The organism is Streptomyces sp. NPDC033174, assembly GCF_055577795.1.
Map to the genome: position 1 here is coordinate 688,702 of NZ_JBVIPQ010000001.1, position 17,985 is coordinate 706,686.

Consider the following 17,985-nt stretch of genomic DNA (forward strand, 5'->3'; position numbering starts at 1 on the left):
ATGCGCACCGCGCTCGGTCTCGCCCTCGCCGCCACCACCCTCGTGATCGGGACACCCCCGGCGTCGGCGGCGGCTCCTGCCTCCGCTCCCGCTCCCGCGCCCGCCACCACGGTCGAGGAGGCGCGGCTCGACCGGGCCGCGCCGCGAGAGATCCTGCGGCGCAGCGGATTCGACTCCGCGGCGCCCCGGTTCGCGCGGGCGCTGCGGCACGCGGACTCCTACCGGGAGGCCGAGCGGACCGTCGAGGGGCAGGGCGCGCGGCTGTGGCGGCGCGCGGTGGACCGGGCGCAGGGCCGGGGACCCGTCGGGGGCGATCTGAGCCGGGACGACGACCGTCCGCTGTACTGGGCGCGGCTCGCCCTGACCCGTGAACTGCGGGCCTGGACACCAGCGTTCGCCCTCACCGACGAGGCGCGGGCCCGGCTCCTCGACCGGCTCGAAGTGACCTCGCGCGGCCAGGACACGATGAACTTCCCGGCCGGCAAGGGCCTCAAGCGGATCGTGATGACCGGCTTCGACCCGTTCACGCTCGACCGGGACGCCCGGATCAGCAACCCGTCGGGGGCGACCGCGCTGGCCCTGGACGGCACCCTCGTCCGTACCGCCGACGGCGCCTTGGCGCGGATCGAGACGGCGGTCTTCCCCGTCCGCTGGGAGGACTTCGCCGACGGCACGGTCGAGCGGACCCTGCGCCCTCAGCTGCCCCGGGTGGACCTCTTCACCACGGTGAGCCAGGGACGGGTCGGCCGGTTCGACATCGAGCGGTTCAACGGGGCCTGGCGGGGAGGGTTCCCGGACAACGCCAACCTGAGCCGTACGGAGACGGTCCCCGTCGCCGATCCGGCGTCGCAGCCGCAGTGGACGGTGACGACGCTTCCGTACCGGGCGATCGTCGCCGCGGACACCGGCCGTTTCCCGGTGTACGACAACACCGCGGTGACCGAGATCCCGGCGGGTGGCGGCGAGCCGGTGGCCCGGCCCGACGGGCCGACGGCGGGTTCGGCGGCGCGGGCGGGTGGCGGCGGAAACTACCTCTCCAATGAGATCGCCTATCGCGCCACCCTGCTGCGCGACCAGCTGGGCCTGACGGCCCTGCCCGGAGGGCATGTCCACACGCCGGTGCTCCAGTTCGGCGCGGGGAACACGGACCCGGCGACGGGCGCGGTGACCGATCCGGAGTTCGTCCGCAACCGCCTGGACATCATCGCCCAGGTCCGCGCGGTCATCGGGGTGGCGGCCGCGTCCTAGCGCGCGATCGCCGACAGGTCCTGCCGCGCCAGCGACGGGTCCGCCGCGAGTCCGAGGTGCACGGCTTCCAGGACGGGCAGCTTCGCGGCGGCCGTCGCCAGGGCGACGTCCTTGGCGGCGAGGGCGACGGGGTAGAGGGACCCCGTCGCCCGGGCCCGGTCGACGGCTCCGGCCAGCGGCCCCTTGGACAGCGCGTCGACCACCAGGCCTTCGGGCAGGCCGAGCGCTCCGCCGAGGCGCAGGGCCTCGGCGATGACGGCGACCCCGCCGATCACGGCGTTGATGAGGACGAGCTTCAGGGCGGCGCCCGAGCCCGGCGCACCGCACGGGACGACCGTGCCGAGCCGGGCGAGGATGTCCCTGGCCGGGGGCTCCACGGCGCCGCCCGCGAGGATCAGCAGCTCGCCGGCGGCCGCCCGGTCGACGCTGCCCATCACCGGCGCGTCGATCAGCGTGACGCCGTCGGGCAGACGTTCCGTCAGCTCGGCGGTGGTGTCCGGGCCGATGGTCGAGGTGTCGATCCACACGGCGCCGGGCCGCAGTGCGGGAGCCATGGCGTCCGCGACCGCGAGCGCCGCCGCCGGATCGGCGAGCATCGTGAGGACCACATCGGCGTCCCGGACGGCGTCGGCGGGGCTCCCTGCGAGCGTCGCGCCGGCGCCGACCAGCGCGTCCGCCTTCGCGGCCGTACGGTTCCACACCGTCAGCGGGTGGCCCGCGGCGAGCAGTCGGCGGGCCATCGGCACGCCCATGTGACCCAGGCCCAGGAATGCGATCTTCTGCGTCTTCTCCATGGCTTCGACGCTAGACGGGCCCCTGTCATGCGACAAGCGAATGTCTAGCATGGCTGCCATGCAGCTCTCGCATGGTCTGTACGAGGTCTTCCTGACCGTCGCCCGGGACGGCTCCTTCACCGCCGCCGCCCGGTCCCTCGGCTACACCCAGTCCGCCGTGTCCCGTCAGGTCCAGACGCTGGAGGAGGAGGTCGGGGCCGAACTCTTCGACCGGCTGCCGCGCGGGGTGCGGCTCACCGAGGCCGGCCGGGTGCTGCTGCCGCACGCCGAGGCGGTACGGGACCGGCTGGCCTCGGCGCGTACCGAACTGGCCGCGCTGCGCACCCTGGACGGCGGGCGACTGCGGCTCGGATCGTTCTCCAGCGCCAACGCGGCGCTCGTACCGCGCGCACTCGCCGCCTTCCGGTCCCGCCACCCGGCCGTCGCCCTCACCCACACCGAAGGCCCCTCGCGCAAGCACCTGGGGCTTCTGGTGGCCGGCGAGGAGGATCTGGCGGTGGTCAGCCCGGCGGCGGGCGGACGGCTGCCGGACGGGGTGACGCTCCATCACCTGCTGGACGAGCCGATGCTGGTGGCCCTGCCGCGGGGGCACGCCCGCGCGGGAGAGGACTCGGTGCGGCTCGCCGACCTGGCGCACGAGGAGTGGATCACCGGCAGCGAACGGCTGGAGGACACGCTGCTCCGCCCGGTGGCCGCCGCGGGCCTGCGGCCGCGCACCGGGCTCATCGCCCACGACTGGATCGCCAAACTGGGCTTCGTCGCCGCCGGCCTCGGAGTCACCCTGCTGCCCGCGCTGGCGGCGCTGAGCGTACGGCGGGACGTCATGCTCGTCCCGGTCCATCCGGACGACGTGCCGTACCGGCAGGTCCACGCGGCCACACCGGCCGCGCCCACCGAGGCCGCGAAGGCGTTCCTCGGCCTCCTCCGGACGACGGCGACCGCGCTGCTCGACGCGGTTCCGCCCGGCCGGTGAGACGGCGATGATGGGGCGCATGAAGATTGCGGCAGCTCAATTCGCGCCCGTGGCGGGCGACATCGAGGCCAATGTCCGGCAGATGGAGGGCCTGATCCGGGCCGCCGGTGAGCGCGGCGCCCGCGTGATCGTGTTCGCCGAGCTGGCGACGACCGGGTACGAGCCGACGCTGATCGGTGACGACCCGGCGCTGTGGCTGGCCGAGGACGACGCGCGTCTGGAGCCGCTGCGCGAGGCGTGCCGGGCCGCCTCCACCGCGGCGGTCGTCAATGGCGCGGTCCGCACGCGCGAGGGACGCCCCGGCATCACCACACTCGTCATCGGGCCGGACGGCGAACTCCTCGCCCGCTACGACAAGGCGCACCTGCACGGGATCGAACACGACGTCTTCGCGGCCGGCGCCGAGGACGGCCGCTTCGCCCTGGACGGTGTCCGCTTCGCGCTGGCGACCTGCTACGACAACCGCTTTCCGGAGCTCGCCGAGCGGGCTGCGGCCGACGGCTGCCGGGCCTACCTGGCGAGTTCGGTGCTGAACACCGAGAACGACTCGTTCGAGAAGGTCTATCCCGTACGGGCCCGGGACAACGCCCTGTACGTGGTGCTCGGCAATGCCGTCGGGCGGAGCGAGGAGGGCGAGTGCCTGGGCGGCAGCGCCGTCTGGGGGCCGAACGGCACGATGCTCGCCGACGCCGGAACGGCCGCGCCGGCCCTGGCTGTCGCGGAGCTCGCGCTCTAGTCGGTCAGTCCTTGCGCAGGGCGTAGGGAGCGGGCTCGGGCTCGGGCTCCGCCGGCGCCACCAGGTCCCTGGCCATGAGCGTCGCGCCCGCCACGGCCCCCGGCATCAGGAAGACCGCGACGAACGGCACCAGGAAGGCGAGGGCCAGCGGGACGCCGAAGCCGAGGGTGAGCATCCGGCGGCCCCGCAGCAGTCCGAGGCGTTCCTTCAGTTCGATGCCGCGCCGCTGGAGTGCCACCGCCGTCAGCTCCTCGGCGAGGAAGAACCCGGAGACGCAGAAACCGAGCGCCGGGACGAGGGTCTGGCCGAGGACCGGGACGAAGCCGAGGCCGAAGAGCACGATCCCGTAGAGCGCGACCCTCAGGACCACCCGCAGGCTGTCCCGCGCGGAGATCCAGAGTTCACGCCAGAGCGGGAGCCCCGACTCGGGGACCTCGCCGCCCTCGCTGCGGTCGACCGCCTCGGAGAGCGACTCGTAGAAGGGCTGCCCGACCAGCAGGGTCACCGCGGTGAAGGTGATGACCGCGAGGAAGAGGCCGAAGACGAAGACCAGCGCGGTGAGGAAGCCCCGGAAGAGTCCCTGCCAGGGCGAGGACCAGTCGTCGGCGAACGGCGTCGCCCAGGCCGTCAGGTCGTCGGCGCCGTAGCCGAGGCCGATGAGCGCGGCCACGTACAGCACCAGGGTGATCAGACCGGGCAGCAGCCCGAGCCCAAACCGCCGGCCGTGTCCGGCGACCCAGCGCTGGCCCTTCATCAGATAGCCGAAACCCACCCCAAGATCACGCATGCGACTCATCCTATGGCCCTCTTGTTGTTCCGGAGTCGACACGGTAGACCCCTCCGTACTGATCACTTACATGCGGAGGTCGTGCACACATGGCGTTACGGAGACCAGTTCTGATCACCACCGCCTCTACCGCTGTTGTGGGCGCGCTGCTGCTCGCCCCGCTGCCCGCTACGGCGGCGCCGGGCCGCGACACCCCGCACCCGGTACGCGAAGGAGCCGGCCGCGACACCGTCGCCCCTCCGGTTGTGCCGTCCGCCGCCGGGTTCAGGGCGGCCGAACGTTCCGCGCCCACTCTGCGGGGAGACACCGGCTATCCGCGCAGGACGGTTCTCACCGCCCCGCCCGTGAACCCCGCGGACAAGTCCATCAAGCTGGGCCTCGCGCCGTACCACTCGCTCGCCCCACGGCTGAACGCCTTGCAGCGGCTGGGCAACCGGGTCAGCGTCGAGGTCGCCGGGCACTCGGCCGCCGGCCACGAGCTGTATCTGGTCACGGTCACCGCTCCGGAGAGTGCCGCCGCCGCGCGTGAACAGGAGCGGATGCGGGAGCTCATCGAGAACGCGCCCGGGGCCGCCGCCAAGGACCGGCGCGTGAAGGCCGCGTACAAGACACCCGTCTTCTTCAACAACAACATCCACGGCAATGAGTGGGAGGGCACCGACGCCGCCCTGAAACTCATCGAGCGGCTGGCGAAGGCGAAGGACCGCAGGACGGCCGACCTGCTGGGCCACACCCGGATATATCTCAACGTGACGGCCAATCCGGACGGCCGCATCGCCGGCACCCGCGCCAACGGCAACGGCTTCGACCTCAACCGGGACTTCATCACCGGCTCCCAGCCCGAGGCGCGTGCGATCCGGCGGATCGCCATCGACAAGCAGCCGGCCGTGATGCTCGATCTGCACGGGTACGTCAACGGCACCCTGATCGAGCCGACGACCCCACCCCACGGCGAGAACTACGAGTACGACCTCTTCCTGAAGAACTCCTACGCTAACGCGCTGGGCATGGAGAAGGCCGTCAACGGCCTCGGCTACACGCCCGCGAAGGACGGCGTCGAACCGGCGATCATCCCGTTCCGCGACCAGAAGGAGGGCTGGGACGACTGGCCGCCGATCTTCACGCCCCAGTACATGCCGTTCCAGGGCGCGGTGGCCGCGCACACCATCGAGTTCCCGATGACGGTGAACAACGAGGAGTACGACACCCTGCCCGCCGCCGAGCTGCGCCGCAGGGCCGTCATCAACACGGCCATCGCGGGCGCGGCGATGACGGCCGCCCTCGACCACACGTACGCGCACCGCGCCTCGCTGATCGCCGACCAGATCGAGACGTTCCGGCGGGCCGCGGCGGGCGAGGCGCAGCGGCCGGTGTCCGAGAAGACCGTTCCCGGCGTGCCGGGGATCGGTCCGGAGGATGTGTACACGACCTCGTTCCCGCGCGCTTACGTGATTCCGGCCGGGCGCTCGCAGCGTTCGGCGACGGCTGCGGCGCGGCTCGTGGACCATCTGGTCGCCAATGACGTGCGGGTGATCCGGGCGGCCAAGGGCTTCGCGCTGGGCGGGCGTTCCTACTCCGCGGGGTCGTACGTCGTCGACATGCGCCAGCCGAAGCGCGGTCTGGCCAATGTGATCCTGGCCGAGGGCCGGGACATCAGCGCGGACGTCTCCACGATGTACGACATCTCCGGGTGGTCCCTCGGGCTGCTGTGGGGCGCGAGCGTCGAGAAGGTGGCGCGCGGGGAGCTGAAGGTGACGGGCCGGCGGGTACTGGCGGCCGCCCCGACCGGGTATGTGGCGCCGCGTGGCGATCTGCGGCTGCGGCTCGACGACCCGAGGGAGCTGGCCGCCCTCAACTCCCTGCTCGCGCAGGGCGTGACCGTGCGCGCCACGGCGGACGGGGCGGCGATCGTACCGGCGTCGGCGCGCGGCGCGGCGCGGGTGGTGGCCGACCGGCTCGGCGTGGCCTTCACGGCCACGAAGGAGCGCGGCGCGACGCCGCTGAGGCGGACCAGGGTCGCGGCGGCGGTGACGGCCGGTGAGCTGTTCGCGCTGCGGGAGATGGGCTTCGAGGTCGTGCCGGTGTCGACGGAGATCCTCAACGCGGGCTTCGACTGGTCACGGGCCGATGTGCTGTACGTGTCCCAGGGCCTGGACCACGGGGAGTTGACGCCCGCCGCGCGGCAGGCGTTCGGGGCGAGCGGGGCCGGCGTCGTGGGGCTCGGCGCGGACGGCGCCGCGTTCAACAAGGCCGCCGGGCTGCTGAAGGTGACGGCGGTCGCGGGCAACGGCGACGCGAACGGTGTCGTACGGGTCAGGAACGCGGGCGGCCCGCTCACGGGCGGCGCTCCGGCGCACACGTTCGTCTACTCGCCGCTCTGGTTCACGGGGCTGGGGGCCGGGGTGCGCGCCGACCAGTCGTACGGCACGGGCAGCCCGCTCGTCTCGGGGCACTGGCGGGCGGACGCCGACGGGAAGGGCGGTCCGGGTGACGCGGCCGGCAAGGCGTCCGTGATCAGCGGCCGGGCGAAGGGCGTCCCGGTGGTGCTCTTCGGTACGGAGCCGCTGTTCCGGGACCACCCGAAGGGCGTGTTCGCCCAGGTCGGCCGGGCCCTGCTGGCCCGCTAGGACGGAAACGGCGAAGGGCCGCACCCCGGTCGGTCGGGGTGCGGCCCTTCGGCTTTTCGGCGGACCGGCTCAGACGGCCAGTTCGACGGTGATGTTGCCGCGGGTCGCCTTGGAGTACGGGCAGACCTGGTGGGCCTTCTCGAGGAGGCTCTTGGCGGTCTCCACGTCCACGTTCGGGATGGTCGCGGAGATCTTGACGATGAGGCCGAAGCCGTCGTCGTTCTTGCCTATGCCGACCTCGGCGGTGACCGTCGAGCCGGAGATGTCGGCCTTCTCGTTGCGGGCGACCACGCCGAGCGCACCCTGGAAGCAGGCGCTGTAGCCGGCGGCGAACAGCTGCTCCGGGTTGGTGCCCGCGCCCGAGCCACCCATGGCCTTCGGCGGGTTCACGACGACGTCGAGCTGGCCGTCGTCCGTGGCGACCCGGCCGTCACGGCCGTTCTCCGCGGTGGCGACAGCGGTGTACAGGACGTCGGTGTGCTGGATGGTCATCTGGGATTTCCTCCTGTGGTTCGCCGCGACTCGCGCCCACGATCGCGACGGCTGGGAACGAGACTAGCTGGTCGCCGAAACGATCATCTTCCCGGTGTTGTCGCCGCGCAGGAGTCCGAGGAAGGCCTCGGCGCCGTTCTCGATGCCCTCGACGAAGGTCTCGCGGTACTTCAGTTCGCCCGAGCGCAGCCAGCCGCCGACCTCCTGGACGAACTGCGGCTGGAGCGCCGCGTGGTCGCCGACGAGGACGCCCTGGAGGCGCAGCCGCTTACCGATGATCATGGCCATGTTGCGCGGGCCCGGGACCGGCTCGGTGTCGTTGTACTGCGCGATCATGCCGCAGATGGTGGCGCGGCCGTGCACGTTGAGCGAGGAGATCGCGGCTTCCAGGTGGTCGCCGCCGACGTTGTCGAAGTAGACGTCGATGCCGTCGGGGGCGGCCTCGCGGAGCTGGTCGCGCACCGGGCCGTTCTTGTAGTTGAAGGCGGCGTCGAAGCCGTACTCCTCGACGAGGAGCTTGACCTTCTCGTCGGAGCCGGCCGAGCCGATCACCCGGGACGCGCCCTTGAGCTTCGCCATCTGGCCGACCTGGCTGCCGACGGCGCCGGCCGCGCCGGAGACGAAGACCGCGTCGCCCTCCTTGAAGGAGGCGACCTCGAAGAGGCCCGCGTAGGCGGTCAGACCAGTCATGCCGAGGACGCCGAGGTAGGCGGAGAGCGGCGCCAGGTCGGGGTCGACCTTGGTGGCGTGCTGCGCCGGGACGTCCGCGTACTCGCGCCAGCCGAGGCCGTGCAGGACGTGGTCGCCGACCGCGAAGCCCTCGGCGTTGGAGGCGACGACCTCGCCGACGGCTCCGCCGTCCATGGGGTGGTCGAGCTTGAAGGGCGGGATGTACGACTTCACGTCGTTCATCCGGCCGCGCATGTACGGGTCGACGGAGAAGTGCAGGTTGCGAACAAGGATCCGGCCCTCGGCGGGCGCGGTCACCGGCGCCTCACGAAGGGCGAAGTCCTCCGGCGTGGGCCAGCCGTGCGGGCGGGCGACGAGGTGCCATTCACGGCTGGACGCGGGAAGTGCGGACATGTGCGGGGCCTCCTAGAAAAGCTTCACTACCTGAAACAACCATGCTCCTGGATATTTCACGTTGTCAAGTATCTGGGTATCCTGGTGCCCATGGCCAGCACACGTACGGATCCCCTGACCCTCGAGGTCGTCGAGCTCATCGGCGCAGTCGTGGCCCGCTACTACGAGGAGTACGAGCAGGCGGCCGCCCAGCACGCCCTGACCGGCGCGCAGGCGCGGGTCCTCGGACTGCTGTCCCTCGAGCCGGTCCCCATGCGCAGGATCGCCCAGAAGCTGAAGTGCGAGCCGTCGAACGTGACGGGAATCGTCGACCGCCTGGAGACCCGTGGCCTGGTCGAACGCCGCCCGGACCCCGCCGACCGGCGGGTGAAGCTCGCCGCGGCCACCGACGAGGGCCGCCGGACCGCACGGGAGCTGCGGGAATCACTGGGCTTCGCCCGCGAGCCGCTCGCACAGCTCTCCGAGGACGAGCGGACGGTCCTGCGGGATCTGCTGAGGCGGATGCTGGGCGAGGGCTAGCCCCTCTGGCGCATCCCCGCATCCCCGGATCAGCCTCTGACGCATCCCCTCATCCCCGCATCCCCGGATCGTGGGGAGCCCGGGGCCGCGCCGCAGGGCCGGACCGCGTGCGCCGGCCAGGAAGACCTACACGCACCACCAGAGGAACCAGCTGCACGTCTGCGTCGGACTCGGCTGCGGGTTCGGCGGCGGCGGATTGCCCGCGGTCTGGCTCGGCGGGGGCTGGTTCGGCGGTGGGGGGTTCCCGGGCGGCGTGGACGAGGGGTTTCCGGCCGGGGGGCGTGAGCTGCTGGGGCCGGGGGCGGGCTCGGAAGCCGCCGGCCCTGAGGCCTCGCCGGGGGCGGGCGGGCCGTCCCCGCCGGGTATGCCGTCTCCGGTGCCGGGGGCCGTGCCCGGGTCGCCCGTGCCCTCGACCGTACCGCCGGCGCGCACCGTGCCGGTCGCCGTGGGACGGGCGGCCGACGAGGTCGCCGCGGCGGGTTCGTTCACCGGGCTCGGGCCCTCGGGAAGGTCAGTGTCGCCCGACGGCTCCGGCAGAGGCTCCGTCTCGACGACGTCCTCCTGCCGTACGGCGGTCGCCGGACCGCCCTCGCCCGGATGCTCCAGGGCCAGCTCGGCCAGGCTCAGCGCACCGGCGGCCATCAGCAGCCCGACCGTACCGATCAGTACCTTGCGGCCGCGCCTGCGCCGGGCACGGCGGGCGCGCACCGGGCCCCGGGCGCGGCGCGCGTCGGCACGCGACACCGGCCGGCGGTGACCGGCGGACGGCCGCTCGACCGGATCCAGCTCGAAGACCTCGGCCGGTGGCGGGCCTGACGGCGCCGCGCCGGCCTCGGGCGCGAGGGGGCTGTGGTACCGGAGCTCCTCTACGGGGGTACCGCACCCGGCACAGGCCAGGGCTCCGTTGAGATGCCGTCGGCACTGGAGGCAGTAATCCATGGCGCCCGCAGATTATGCGGGCACGGGACAACAGAGATACCCGGGACTGTGTGGATCCTGTGTGGACTCCATTCCGTCACGGCGCGCCCACTCGATGAGACGGCGCCGGGCAGGATGGCCGTATGAACACAGCCGCGCCGAAACCGGCTCCTTTCGGGCCGCTCGACTTCCAACTGGTCCTGTTGCGCCGGATGGCCGACCACCAACCGGGGCTCGTCGAGGACGCACGGCACGAACTGGGCGTCTCCCTCGCCGACATGCGCGAGGCGAATCGCCGCTGGCAGGCCATGGTGCGTGCACCGCGCGGCCGTGGGGCGTTCCGCCGCTACCGCTCGGTCCTGGGCGAACCCGAGTCCAGCACCCGCCGCCGGATCGGCGACCTGGAGTGCGACGCGCTGCTGTGGCCCGTACCGCTGTGGCCGGATCTGCGCTTTGAGGTACTGGTCGCCCCGGGCGGTGCCGTATGGAACGAATGGCTGGTCAGGGCCCCTGGCCTACCCGGCCCCGAGCTGCGCGGGACGGCGGATCTGCGGCCCTGGTCGTGCACGGTGGACGAGGTGGCCAGGGCCTTCGCTCCGGTCCGGCCGATGGAGGGCAGCGCGCCCACGCGGTGGCGGCTGGCGTTCACCCCGCCGGACGGGCCGCCCCGCGTCGCCGAGTTCACCTGGGGACTGCTGCAGCGCGTGCTGTGATCCCGGGGACGACGACCCGTCTGGCGCACCGTCAGCTCCTCGCACCCCCGACCGGCGCAGCCCAGCGCGCGCCCGGCGCCCCGCGACCCGACGATGCGAACAACTACCGCCTCTTGGGAGGATCGCCGTGACCGTCAGTCTCGAGCAGTTGCGCCGCTGCCATGTCGCCGTCGACCTGGGAGCCGCCAGGACCCGGGTCTTCGTCAAGGGAGCCGGTCTCGTCGTGGACGAGCCGAGTGTCGCCGCCGTGAACACCCGCACCGGCGCGCTGATCGCCGTCGGCGCGCTGGCAGAGAAGATGACCGGCCGTACGCCCGACTACATCCGGGTGGTGCGGCCCGTCTCCGGCGGCACCGTCGTGGACATCGACATGGCCCAGCGCATGCTCCGCCACCTTCTCGGCGAGAAGCTCCGCCGCCAGTTGCGCCGCAAGCCCCGGCTGCGCGCCGCGGCCTGCACCCCGCACGACGCCGACCCGCTCGCCCAGCGCGCCACCACCGAGACGCTGGTGGGACTCGGCGCCCGGCGGGTCGAGCTGGTCGACACCCTGATCGCGGCCGCGGTCGGCTGCGGGCTGCCCGTGGAACAGCCCACCGCGACGATGATCATGGTGTGCGGCGCGGCGACCACCCAGGTCGCGGTCCTCTCCCTCGGCGCGATCGTCACCGCCGAGCGGATCCCGGTCGGCGGCAACGCCATCGACCACGCCGTCATCCAGCACCTGCGCCACCAGCACGAGCTGATGCTGCCCAGCCAGTCCGTGCGCCCGCTCCAGCTCGCGCTGCGGGGCAACGGCCTCACCGTCCAGGGCCCCGAGCAGACGGAGATCCACGGACGTGACGTCGCCACCGGCCTCGCCCGCTCGGTCCGGGTCGACACCGCCGCCGTGCGCGACGCCATCCACACCCCGCTGACCGCCGTCCTCGACGGCATCGGCAAGATCCTGCGCGACTGCCCGCCCGACCTCGTGGCCGACCTCGGCGAGCGCGGCATCATGATGGTCGGCGGCAGCGCGCTGCTGCCCGGACTCGACCAGATGCTGCGCGAGGCGACCGGCATGGAGGTGCACATCGCGGAACGGCCCGACGTGTGCGCCGTCCTGGGCCTCGGCGCGATGCTGGAGGGCAGGATCCAGCCCATGACGCTGGCCCCCCTCAAGGCCGAAACCCCGGAGTGACCCCGCCGCCCCCGCCCCCGCGTACGACGTGTTCGAGAAGGGGGTGAGGGCGGATGGAGCCGGCCGGCCCTCCGGGCGGACACGACCCCGCCCGCCGGCTGCCGATGCTGCTGGAGGCGGTCCTCGGTGTCGGCAGCGACCTCGAGCTGCGGACCACCCTCCAGCACATCGTCGACACGGCCGCCGAGCTGACCGCGGCGAGGTACGCGGCGCTCGGGGTCCTCGACCCCGACCGCGGCCTGATCACCGAACTCCTCACCGCCGGAATGACGGACACCGAGCGGCAGCGGATCGGCCGGCTCCCCGACGGCCGCACCGGTCTCATCGGCGCGCTGATCCAGGATCCCCGGCCGCTGCGGCTCGACGACCTGACCACGGACCCCCGCTCCTCGGGCCTGCCGAGCGGCCACCCCGCGATGCGGTCCTTCCTGGGGGTCCCGATCCGGGTCCACAGCGAGGTGTTCGGCAATCTGTACCTGACCGAAAAGAGCGGCGGTTCCTTCACCGACGAGGACCTGGCCATGGTGCGGGTCCTCGCCTCCCAGGCCGGAATCGCGATCGGCAACGCCCGTCTGTACGAGACCGCCCGGCAGCGCGAGCGCTGGATCGAGGGCGCGGCCGCGGTCACCACAGCGCTGCTCGCCGGTGAGCCGGCCGCCGACGCGCTGATGACCGTCGCCGAGTGGGCCCGGCTGCTGGCCGGCGCCTCGGCCGGTGTCGTCCTCCAGCCGACCGCCGGGGGCGGCATGGAGATCGTCGCCGCGTCGACGAGGGACGATCCGGGCGTCCTGGTCGGCACCACGATCGCGCCGGGTTCGCCGGTACTGGAGCAACTCCTCGGCGGCGAGCCGGTGTTCATCGACGACTCGGCGACCGATCCCAGGATGACGACGGAGGTACGGTCCCGGTTCGGGCCCTCCATGATGCTGCCGCTGCAGAGCGGCGGGAAGCTCATCGGCACGCTCGCCCTGCCACGGCGGCGGGGCGGCGCGCCCTACACGGCCGTGGAACGGCTGTTGGCCTCGCAGTTCGCCTCCCATGCCGCGCTGGCCCTGGTCCTCGCGGACGCGCAGCACGACCGGGAGCAGCTGGCGGTCTACGAGGACCGTGACCGGATCGCCCGCGATCTGCACGATCTCGTCGTCCAGCGGCTGTTCGCCACGGAGATGATGCTGGAGTCCACCCGGCGCCGGGCGGCCGCCCCGTCCGCCGAGAACACTCTGCTGGGGCGGGCGGTGGACGAGCTCGACTCCACCATCCAGGAGGTCCGCACCGCCATCTTCGCGCTCCAGCAGCCGCCGGCCGAGGCGCCGGCCTCGTTCCGGGGTCGGGTCCTGCGGGAGACGGGCGGCGCGGCGGCGCTGCTGGGTTTCCAGCCGTCCGTGCACTTCTCCGGTGCGGTGGACACGCTGATCGGCGAGCCCGTCGCCGGCCGGCTGCTGGCCGCCCTGCGCGGCGCGCTGGCGGCGGCGCACCGGCGGCCGGGCGTCTCCTTGATCGACGTCGAGATCACCGCCGCCCCCGGGCGCGCCGAACTACGCGTGTCGGACGACGGCGGGAAGGAGGACGACCGCGGGAAGGGGGACGGCGGGGAGAGCGGGGACGACGAGCGGGAGTCCGCGGGTTCCTGGGCGTGGGAGCTGCCGGGCTGACCGCACGTACGGCCCAGTCCGGCGCGCCCGGGCCTCGGCGGGGTTCTTGACTGGATCCGTGGACACCGTCGCCGAAACCGCCGCCGCGTCGCGTGCGCCGCCCTCGCCGCGCTGCTGATCGCGGACGGGCCCGACCGGCCGGTGCCGACCGCCTCGCTCGGTGAGCGGCTCGGGCAGGCCGGGCGGCTGCGGGTCACCCGGGAGCTGTCGGCGCTGTACGCGATCGGCTTCGGCGGCATCGTCGCGTTCGGCGTCTACCTACGGACCTGTCTGAAGACCTGGTACGCGCTCCCGCCGACCGACGCGGGGACCAAGGCCGCCGGGTTCGCGCTGGTGACCGTGGTGTTCCGGCCGCTGGGCGGCCGGATGCCGGACCTGGCGCTCGCCGGCTGTGCGTACGCGTACGGCCGGATGCGGAACATCCGGCCGAGCGGGACCCGGGGAGCCGTGGGCCTCAGCTCCTGAGGAATGCGCGGACGCCCTGGGAGACCCCGTCGTCGCCGAGGAGGGCGTTGTGGTCCAGACAGCCGGCCGCGTGGTTGGCGGCGCCGCTCAGCGGGACGCTGTTGTCCGGGTTGACGATCTCGTCGCAGTTCGACCACCAGGTGGCGTAGCGGACCGTGCCCGGGGTCTCGTCCCCTTCCGCGAGGCCCTTCTGGACGTAGGAGCCGGGGGTCATGTCCCGGCAGGCCTGGTCCCACAGGGCGCAGGCCCACGCCGTACTGGTGCCGTGGTTGGGGCCGGCGAGCGAGACCCAGCGGTCCACGGTCGCGGACCCGCCGCCGTGCTTCACGTACCAGCGGCCGACGAGGCTGCCGAAGGAGTGGGCGACGAGGTCGACCCGGGCGGCCCCGGTCTGCCGGCGGACCTCCTCCACATAGGCGGCGAGCCGGCCGGAGAGGGTCTCGTTGACCGACTGGTGGGTGTCATAACTCCAGGAGAACAGCTCCGCGTCGGCGTAGCCGTCCGCCTTCAGATCGTCGCGCAGGCCGCCCCAGACGCCCGGGTCGGCGTTGTAGCCGTGGATGAGGACCACCGGGTCGCGGGCGGACCGCGGCGCGGCGGCGCCGGCGGCAGTGGCGGCCGTGGCCGGGATCAGCAGAGTCAGCAGCGTGGCGAGGAGCGGGATCAGTCGTCTGGACAGGGCCTGCATCGCTTCCCCTTCGGCGAAGTTACGCACGAGTACGCGAGGTGTGGGGAGAATGCTGGGGCTTGTGCGTGCGAATGAACAGCCCCATGCGGCACCTTCTGCCGCGACACGAGGAGGACGACGGGTGAGCTCACTCTTCCCGGCCCTGACCCCCGGGTCGGACCGGCCCGCCCTGCGCTTCGGCGACCGCGCTCTGACCTACGGCGGACTCGCCGCGGCGGCCGGTTCGACCGCGGCCAGGATCGACGGGGCCGGGCGGGTCGCCGTCTGGGCCACACCGACGCTGGAGACGGCCGTCGCGGTGGTCGCGGCGCTGCTGGCCGGAGTGCCGGCCGTGCCGCTCAACCCCAGGACCGGCGAACGGGAACTGGCGCACATCCTCGGGGACAGCGCCCCGTCCGTGGTCCTGGCCGGACCCTCGGACGAACTTCCGGCGGGCCTCGCTGGGTTGAAGCGCCTGGACCTGCACGTCACCGACACGGACGGGACGGCCACGGCCGCGCTTCCCGAGGAGCCCGGACCCGAGCATCCCGCCCTGATCGTCTACACCTCCGGGACGACGGGACCGCCGAAGGGCACGGTCCTCCCCCGGCGGGCCGTCGCCGCCTCCCTGGACGCGCTGGAGGACGCCTGGGCGTGGACGGCCGACGACGTCCTGGTGCACGCCCTGCCGCTGTTCCATGTGCACGGCCTGATCCTGGGCGTCCTCGGCCCGCTGCGCCGCGGCGGCGAGGTGCGGCACCTGGGCAAGTTCTCCACCGAGGGCGTGGCACGGGAGCTCGGGAACGGCGGGACGATGCTCTTCGGCGTACCGACGATGTATCACCGGCTCGCCGAAGTCCTGGAATTCGACGAGGAGTTGGCGCGAGCGATGGCCGGGGCGCGGCTGCTGGTGTCGGGGTCGGCCGCGCTGCCCCTCCATGATCACGCCCGTATCACGGCGGCGACCGGGCGGCGGGTCGTCGAGCGGTACGGCATGACCGAGACGCTCATGAACACGAGCATCCGCGTCGACGGGAAGCCCCGCCCCGGGTCCGTGGGGCTGCCGCTGCCCGGCGTCGAGCTGCGGCTGGTGGAGGAGGACGGCGCTCCGATCGAGGCGTACGACGCGGAGACGGTCGGCGAGATCCAGGTGCGGGGGCCGAACCTCTTCACCGAGTATCTGAACCGGCCGGACGCCACCGCGGCGGCCTTCGACGGCGACTGGTTCCGGACCGGCGACATGGCGGTCCGCGACCCCGACGGGTACGTACGGATCGTGGGCCGCAAGGCCACCGACCTCATCAAGAGCGGGGGCTACAAGATCGGCGCGGGCGAGATCGAGAACGCGCTCCTCGACCACCCCGGAGTGCGGGAGGCCGCCGTGACGGGCGAGCCGGATCCCGATCTCGGTGAGCGGATCGTCGCCTGGGTGGTGGTGGCGGATCCGGAAGCGCCACCGACCGAGAGGGAGCTGACGGACCATGTCGCCACGCAACTGGCGCCGCACAAGCGGCCCCGGACGGTGCGGTTCCTCGACTCCCTGCCGCGCAACGACATGGGCAAGATCATGAAGCGGGCCCTCCATGGCTGACGGGCCGAGGCTCACCGCGCGCGAGGCGATCGCGCTGCTCACGGACGACTTCACGGACGCGGCGTGGGTCACCGCCCCGGCCGCGGCGCCGGACGGGCCGGTGGCCTGGGCGGGCTATGACACGTTGCACGCGCGGGCGGTGGAGCGCACGGGTGAGTCGGAGTCCGTGGTCCACGGCACCGCCGTCGTCGGCGGCCGTCCGTGTGTGATCGTCGCCTTCGAATTCCGCTTCCTCGGCGGCTCATTGGGCGAGCGGGCCGGCGATCTGCTGGTCGCCGCCTACCGCACGGCCCGTGAACGGCGGCTCCCGCTGGTGTCGCTGGTCGCGACCGGCGGCAGCCGGATGCAGGAGGGCATGATCGCCCTGACTCAACTCCAGCGCGTGGCAAGGGAGTCGGTACTGCTGCGGGACGCGGGTCTGCCGCATGTGGCGGTCCTGCGCGATCCGGCGACCGGCGGCGGCTGGGCGACGGTCGGGGCGGGCGCCGATGTGGTCCTCGCCCTGCCCGGCGCCCAGATCGGCTTCGCCGGGTCCCGGGTGCGGCCCGCCGACGCGGACCCGTCGGCGTACACGGCGGAGGGCCAGTGGGCGGCCGGCCACATCGACGCGATCGTCGAGCCGGGGGAGCTGCGGGAGACGACCGGGTTGTGGCTGACGCTGCTCACGGGCGGGGCGGCACACCCCGCGCCCCCGCCGGCCGCGCTCGCCGGCACTCCCCCGCCGGCCACCGGGTGGGAGGCCGTGGAGCGGGCCCGGGACACGCGAAGGCCTCGCGCCGGCGCGTATCTGGACGCGTACTTCGACGTCCGGCGGGACATCCGCGGCGACCGCTGCGGTGGCACGGACGAGGGAATGCTCTGTGGCTTCGGTCTGCGGGGCGGGCAGGTCGTCGCGTACGCCGCCCAGTGCGGGTCGGCGACGCGCCCCGCGGGCTACCGGACGGCCACCCGGCTGCTGCGGCTCGCCGACCGGCTCGGCATCCCGGTCCTGACCCTGGTCGACACCCCCGGGGCGGCCAACGACGCGGAGGCCGAGCGGTCCGGCGCGGGCGCCGCGATCGCCGAGACGTTCGCGGCCGTCGCGGCGGCGCGGGTCCCGGTGACCACGCTGCTGATCGGCGAGGGCGGCTCGGGCGGAGCCCTGGCACTGGCGGCCCCCGGCAACACCTGGGCCACGCCGGACAGCTACTTCTCGGTGATCGCGCCGGAGCTGGCCGCGGCCATCCTCAAGCGCCCGCCCGAACAGGCCCCGGCAACCGCCGAACAGCTCCGGCTGCGCCCCCAGGACCTGCTGGAACTGGGGGTCGTCCGCGGAATCGTGACGCCGGGCGAGTGAGCCGAGCCAGAGGTCCCGCCCACGTCACCCGGCTCCCGGCCAGCGGTCCGCGCACGGCTGCCGCTGCACCCGCCACCGGCCACCACCGGCTCCCGGCGTCCGGCACCCGCAGCCGCAGCCGGCCATAGGCCCCGGGCTCTCGACGGCACCCGCCACCCGCACCCGGCCAGAGGCTCGCCCCCGCCACCCCACTTCCCCGCGTGCCGC

General features: G+C 73.4%; 16 protein-coding genes and 1 pseudogene. 11 read left to right on the forward strand and 6 right to left on the reverse strand.

The annotated features are described in order from the left end of the window. A complete protein-coding gene (locus ACZ5VC_RS03220; protein ID WP_469118386.1) occupies nt 1-1,248 on the forward strand; it encodes a pyroglutamyl peptidase in 1,248 nt (415 codons plus the stop codon). Here ACZ5VC_RS03220 and ACZ5VC_RS03225 read toward each other — a convergent pair. After that, nucleotides 1,245-2,042 carry an NAD(P)-dependent oxidoreductase gene (locus ACZ5VC_RS03225; protein WP_469118387.1) on the reverse strand — a complete coding sequence of 266 codons (798 nt, stop codon included), beginning with the start codon at nt 2,040-2,042 and terminating at the stop codon, nt 1,245-1,247. The genes ACZ5VC_RS03220 and ACZ5VC_RS03225 overlap by 4 nt on opposite strands. 58 nt (nt 2,043-2,100) lie before the next feature. On the opposite strand from ACZ5VC_RS03225, the gene ACZ5VC_RS03230 reads away from it, so the two are divergent. Together ACZ5VC_RS03230 and ACZ5VC_RS03235 are read left to right on the forward strand one after the other, a co-directional pair. Continuing rightward, nucleotides 2,101-3,015, forward strand: coding sequence for a LysR family transcriptional regulator (locus ACZ5VC_RS03230; protein ID WP_469118388.1), 915 nt, complete (start codon nt 2,101-2,103; stop codon nt 3,013-3,015). A gap of 19 nt (nt 3,016-3,034) precedes the next feature. Continuing rightward, entirely contained in the window at nt 3,035-3,751 is a 717-nt protein-coding gene (locus tag ACZ5VC_RS03235; RefSeq protein WP_469118389.1) for a carbon-nitrogen hydrolase family protein, read from the forward strand. 4 nt (nt 3,752-3,755) lie between these two features. On the opposite strand, the gene ACZ5VC_RS03240 is transcribed toward ACZ5VC_RS03235, so the two are convergent. Beyond that, nucleotides 3,756-4,538, reverse strand: coding sequence for an EI24 domain-containing protein (locus tag ACZ5VC_RS03240; RefSeq protein WP_469118390.1), 783 nt, complete (start codon nt 4,536-4,538; stop codon nt 3,756-3,758). Between the two features lie 89 nt (nt 4,539-4,627). Between ACZ5VC_RS03240 and ACZ5VC_RS03245 the strand changes: the two genes are divergently transcribed. Continuing rightward, complete coding sequence (locus ACZ5VC_RS03245) at nt 4,628-7,165, forward strand: M14 family zinc carboxypeptidase (protein ID WP_469118391.1); 2,538 nt, start codon at nt 4,628-4,630, stop codon at nt 7,163-7,165. A 69-nt stretch (nt 7,166-7,234) separates the two neighbouring features. On the opposite strand, the gene ACZ5VC_RS03250 is transcribed toward ACZ5VC_RS03245, so the two are convergent. Continuing rightward, nucleotides 7,235-7,657, reverse strand: a complete 423-nt coding sequence (locus tag ACZ5VC_RS03250; protein WP_469118392.1) for an organic hydroperoxide resistance protein — start codon at nt 7,655-7,657, stop codon at nt 7,235-7,237. Between the two features lie 63 nt (nt 7,658-7,720). Next, the gene (locus ACZ5VC_RS03255) at nt 7,721-8,740 is read right to left on the reverse strand and encodes an NADP-dependent oxidoreductase (RefSeq protein WP_469118393.1); all 1,020 of its coding nucleotides are present in this window, start codon (nt 8,738-8,740) and stop codon (nt 7,721-7,723) included. Nucleotides 8,741-8,830: 90 nt separating this feature from the next. On the opposite strand from ACZ5VC_RS03255, the gene ACZ5VC_RS03260 reads away from it, so the two are divergent. Beyond that, nucleotides 8,831-9,259, forward strand: a complete 429-nt coding sequence (locus ACZ5VC_RS03260; RefSeq protein WP_469118394.1) for a MarR family winged helix-turn-helix transcriptional regulator — start codon at nt 8,831-8,833, stop codon at nt 9,257-9,259. A 126-nt stretch (nt 9,260-9,385) separates the two neighbouring features. Here ACZ5VC_RS03260 and ACZ5VC_RS03265 read toward each other — a convergent pair whose 3' ends face one another. Then, entirely contained in the window at nt 9,386-10,198 is an 813-nt protein-coding gene (locus ACZ5VC_RS03265) for an SCO2400 family protein (protein WP_469118395.1), read from the reverse strand. Nucleotides 10,199-10,320: 122 nt separating this feature from the next. Between ACZ5VC_RS03265 and ACZ5VC_RS03270 the strand changes: the two genes are divergently transcribed. The 4 genes and pseudogenes from ACZ5VC_RS03270 to ACZ5VC_RS03285 form a co-directional block, all read left to right on the forward strand. Beyond that, nucleotides 10,321-10,890, forward strand: coding sequence for a hypothetical protein (locus ACZ5VC_RS03270; protein WP_469118396.1), 570 nt, complete (start codon nt 10,321-10,323; stop codon nt 10,888-10,890). Between the two features lie 127 nt (nt 10,891-11,017). Then, nucleotides 11,018-12,067 carry a rod shape-determining protein gene (locus ACZ5VC_RS03275; RefSeq protein WP_469118397.1) on the forward strand — a complete coding sequence of 350 codons (1,050 nt, stop codon included), beginning with the start codon at nt 11,018-11,020 and terminating at the stop codon, nt 12,065-12,067. Between the two features lie 53 nt (nt 12,068-12,120). Next, nucleotides 12,121-13,719, forward strand: coding sequence for a GAF domain-containing protein (locus ACZ5VC_RS03280; RefSeq protein WP_469118398.1), 1,599 nt, complete (start codon nt 12,121-12,123; stop codon nt 13,717-13,719). A gap of 87 nt (nt 13,720-13,806) precedes the next feature. Then, nucleotides 13,807-14,094 (forward strand): annotated as a pseudogene (locus ACZ5VC_RS03285) (MFS transporter); the annotation flags it as partial. A gap of 79 nt (nt 14,095-14,173) precedes the next feature. Here the strand turns inward: ACZ5VC_RS03285 and ACZ5VC_RS03290 are convergent. Continuing rightward, complete coding sequence (locus ACZ5VC_RS03290; protein WP_469118399.1) at nt 14,174-14,872, reverse strand: esterase/lipase family protein; 699 nt, start codon at nt 14,870-14,872, stop codon at nt 14,174-14,176. Nucleotides 14,873-14,993: 121 nt separating this feature from the next. On the opposite strand from ACZ5VC_RS03290, the gene ACZ5VC_RS03295 reads away from it, so the two are divergent. Further along, nucleotides 14,994-16,442: an acyl-CoA synthetase gene (locus ACZ5VC_RS03295; protein WP_469118400.1), complete on the forward strand. Its 1,449-nt coding sequence runs from the start codon at nt 14,994-14,996 to the stop codon at nt 16,440-16,442. Beyond that, nucleotides 16,435-17,778, forward strand: a complete 1,344-nt coding sequence (locus tag ACZ5VC_RS03300) for a carboxyl transferase domain-containing protein (RefSeq protein ID WP_469118401.1) — start codon at nt 16,435-16,437, stop codon at nt 17,776-17,778. Before ACZ5VC_RS03295 ends, ACZ5VC_RS03300 begins: the two co-directional genes overlap by 8 nt. Nucleotides 17,779-17,985 lie beyond the last annotated feature (207 nt).

What these genes read in the sequence shown, in the direction of transcription:
- ACZ5VC_RS03220 (WP_469118386.1), top strand. Translation starts at nt 1, where the DNA reads ATGCGCACCGCGCTCGGTCTCGCCCTCGCCGCCACCACCCTCGTGATC.
- ACZ5VC_RS03225 (WP_469118387.1), bottom strand. Translation starts at nt 2,042, where the DNA reads ATGGAGAAGACGCAGAAGATCGCATTCCTGGGCCTGGGTCACATGGGC.
- ACZ5VC_RS03230 (WP_469118388.1), top strand. Translation starts at nt 2,101, where the DNA reads ATGCAGCTCTCGCATGGTCTGTACGAGGTCTTCCTGACCGTCGCCCGG.
- ACZ5VC_RS03235 (WP_469118389.1), top strand. Translation starts at nt 3,035, where the DNA reads ATGAAGATTGCGGCAGCTCAATTCGCGCCCGTGGCGGGCGACATCGAG.
- ACZ5VC_RS03240 (WP_469118390.1), bottom strand. Translation starts at nt 4,538, where the DNA reads ATGCGTGATCTTGGGGTGGGTTTCGGCTATCTGATGAAGGGCCAGCGC.
- ACZ5VC_RS03245 (WP_469118391.1), top strand. Translation starts at nt 4,628, where the DNA reads ATGGCGTTACGGAGACCAGTTCTGATCACCACCGCCTCTACCGCTGTT.
- ACZ5VC_RS03250 (WP_469118392.1), bottom strand. Translation starts at nt 7,657, where the DNA reads ATGACCATCCAGCACACCGACGTCCTGTACACCGCTGTCGCCACCGCG.
- ACZ5VC_RS03255 (WP_469118393.1), bottom strand. Translation starts at nt 8,740, where the DNA reads ATGTCCGCACTTCCCGCGTCCAGCCGTGAATGGCACCTCGTCGCCCGC.
- ACZ5VC_RS03260 (WP_469118394.1), top strand. Translation starts at nt 8,831, where the DNA reads ATGGCCAGCACACGTACGGATCCCCTGACCCTCGAGGTCGTCGAGCTC.
- ACZ5VC_RS03265 (WP_469118395.1), bottom strand. Translation starts at nt 10,198, where the DNA reads ATGGATTACTGCCTCCAGTGCCGACGGCATCTCAACGGAGCCCTGGCC.
- ACZ5VC_RS03270 (WP_469118396.1), top strand. Translation starts at nt 10,321, where the DNA reads ATGAACACAGCCGCGCCGAAACCGGCTCCTTTCGGGCCGCTCGACTTC.
- ACZ5VC_RS03280 (WP_469118398.1), top strand. Translation starts at nt 12,121, where the DNA reads ATGGAGCCGGCCGGCCCTCCGGGCGGACACGACCCCGCCCGCCGGCTG.
- ACZ5VC_RS03290 (WP_469118399.1), bottom strand. Translation starts at nt 14,872, where the DNA reads ATGCAGGCCCTGTCCAGACGACTGATCCCGCTCCTCGCCACGCTGCTG.
- ACZ5VC_RS03300 (WP_469118401.1), top strand. Translation starts at nt 16,435, where the DNA reads ATGGCTGACGGGCCGAGGCTCACCGCGCGCGAGGCGATCGCGCTGCTC.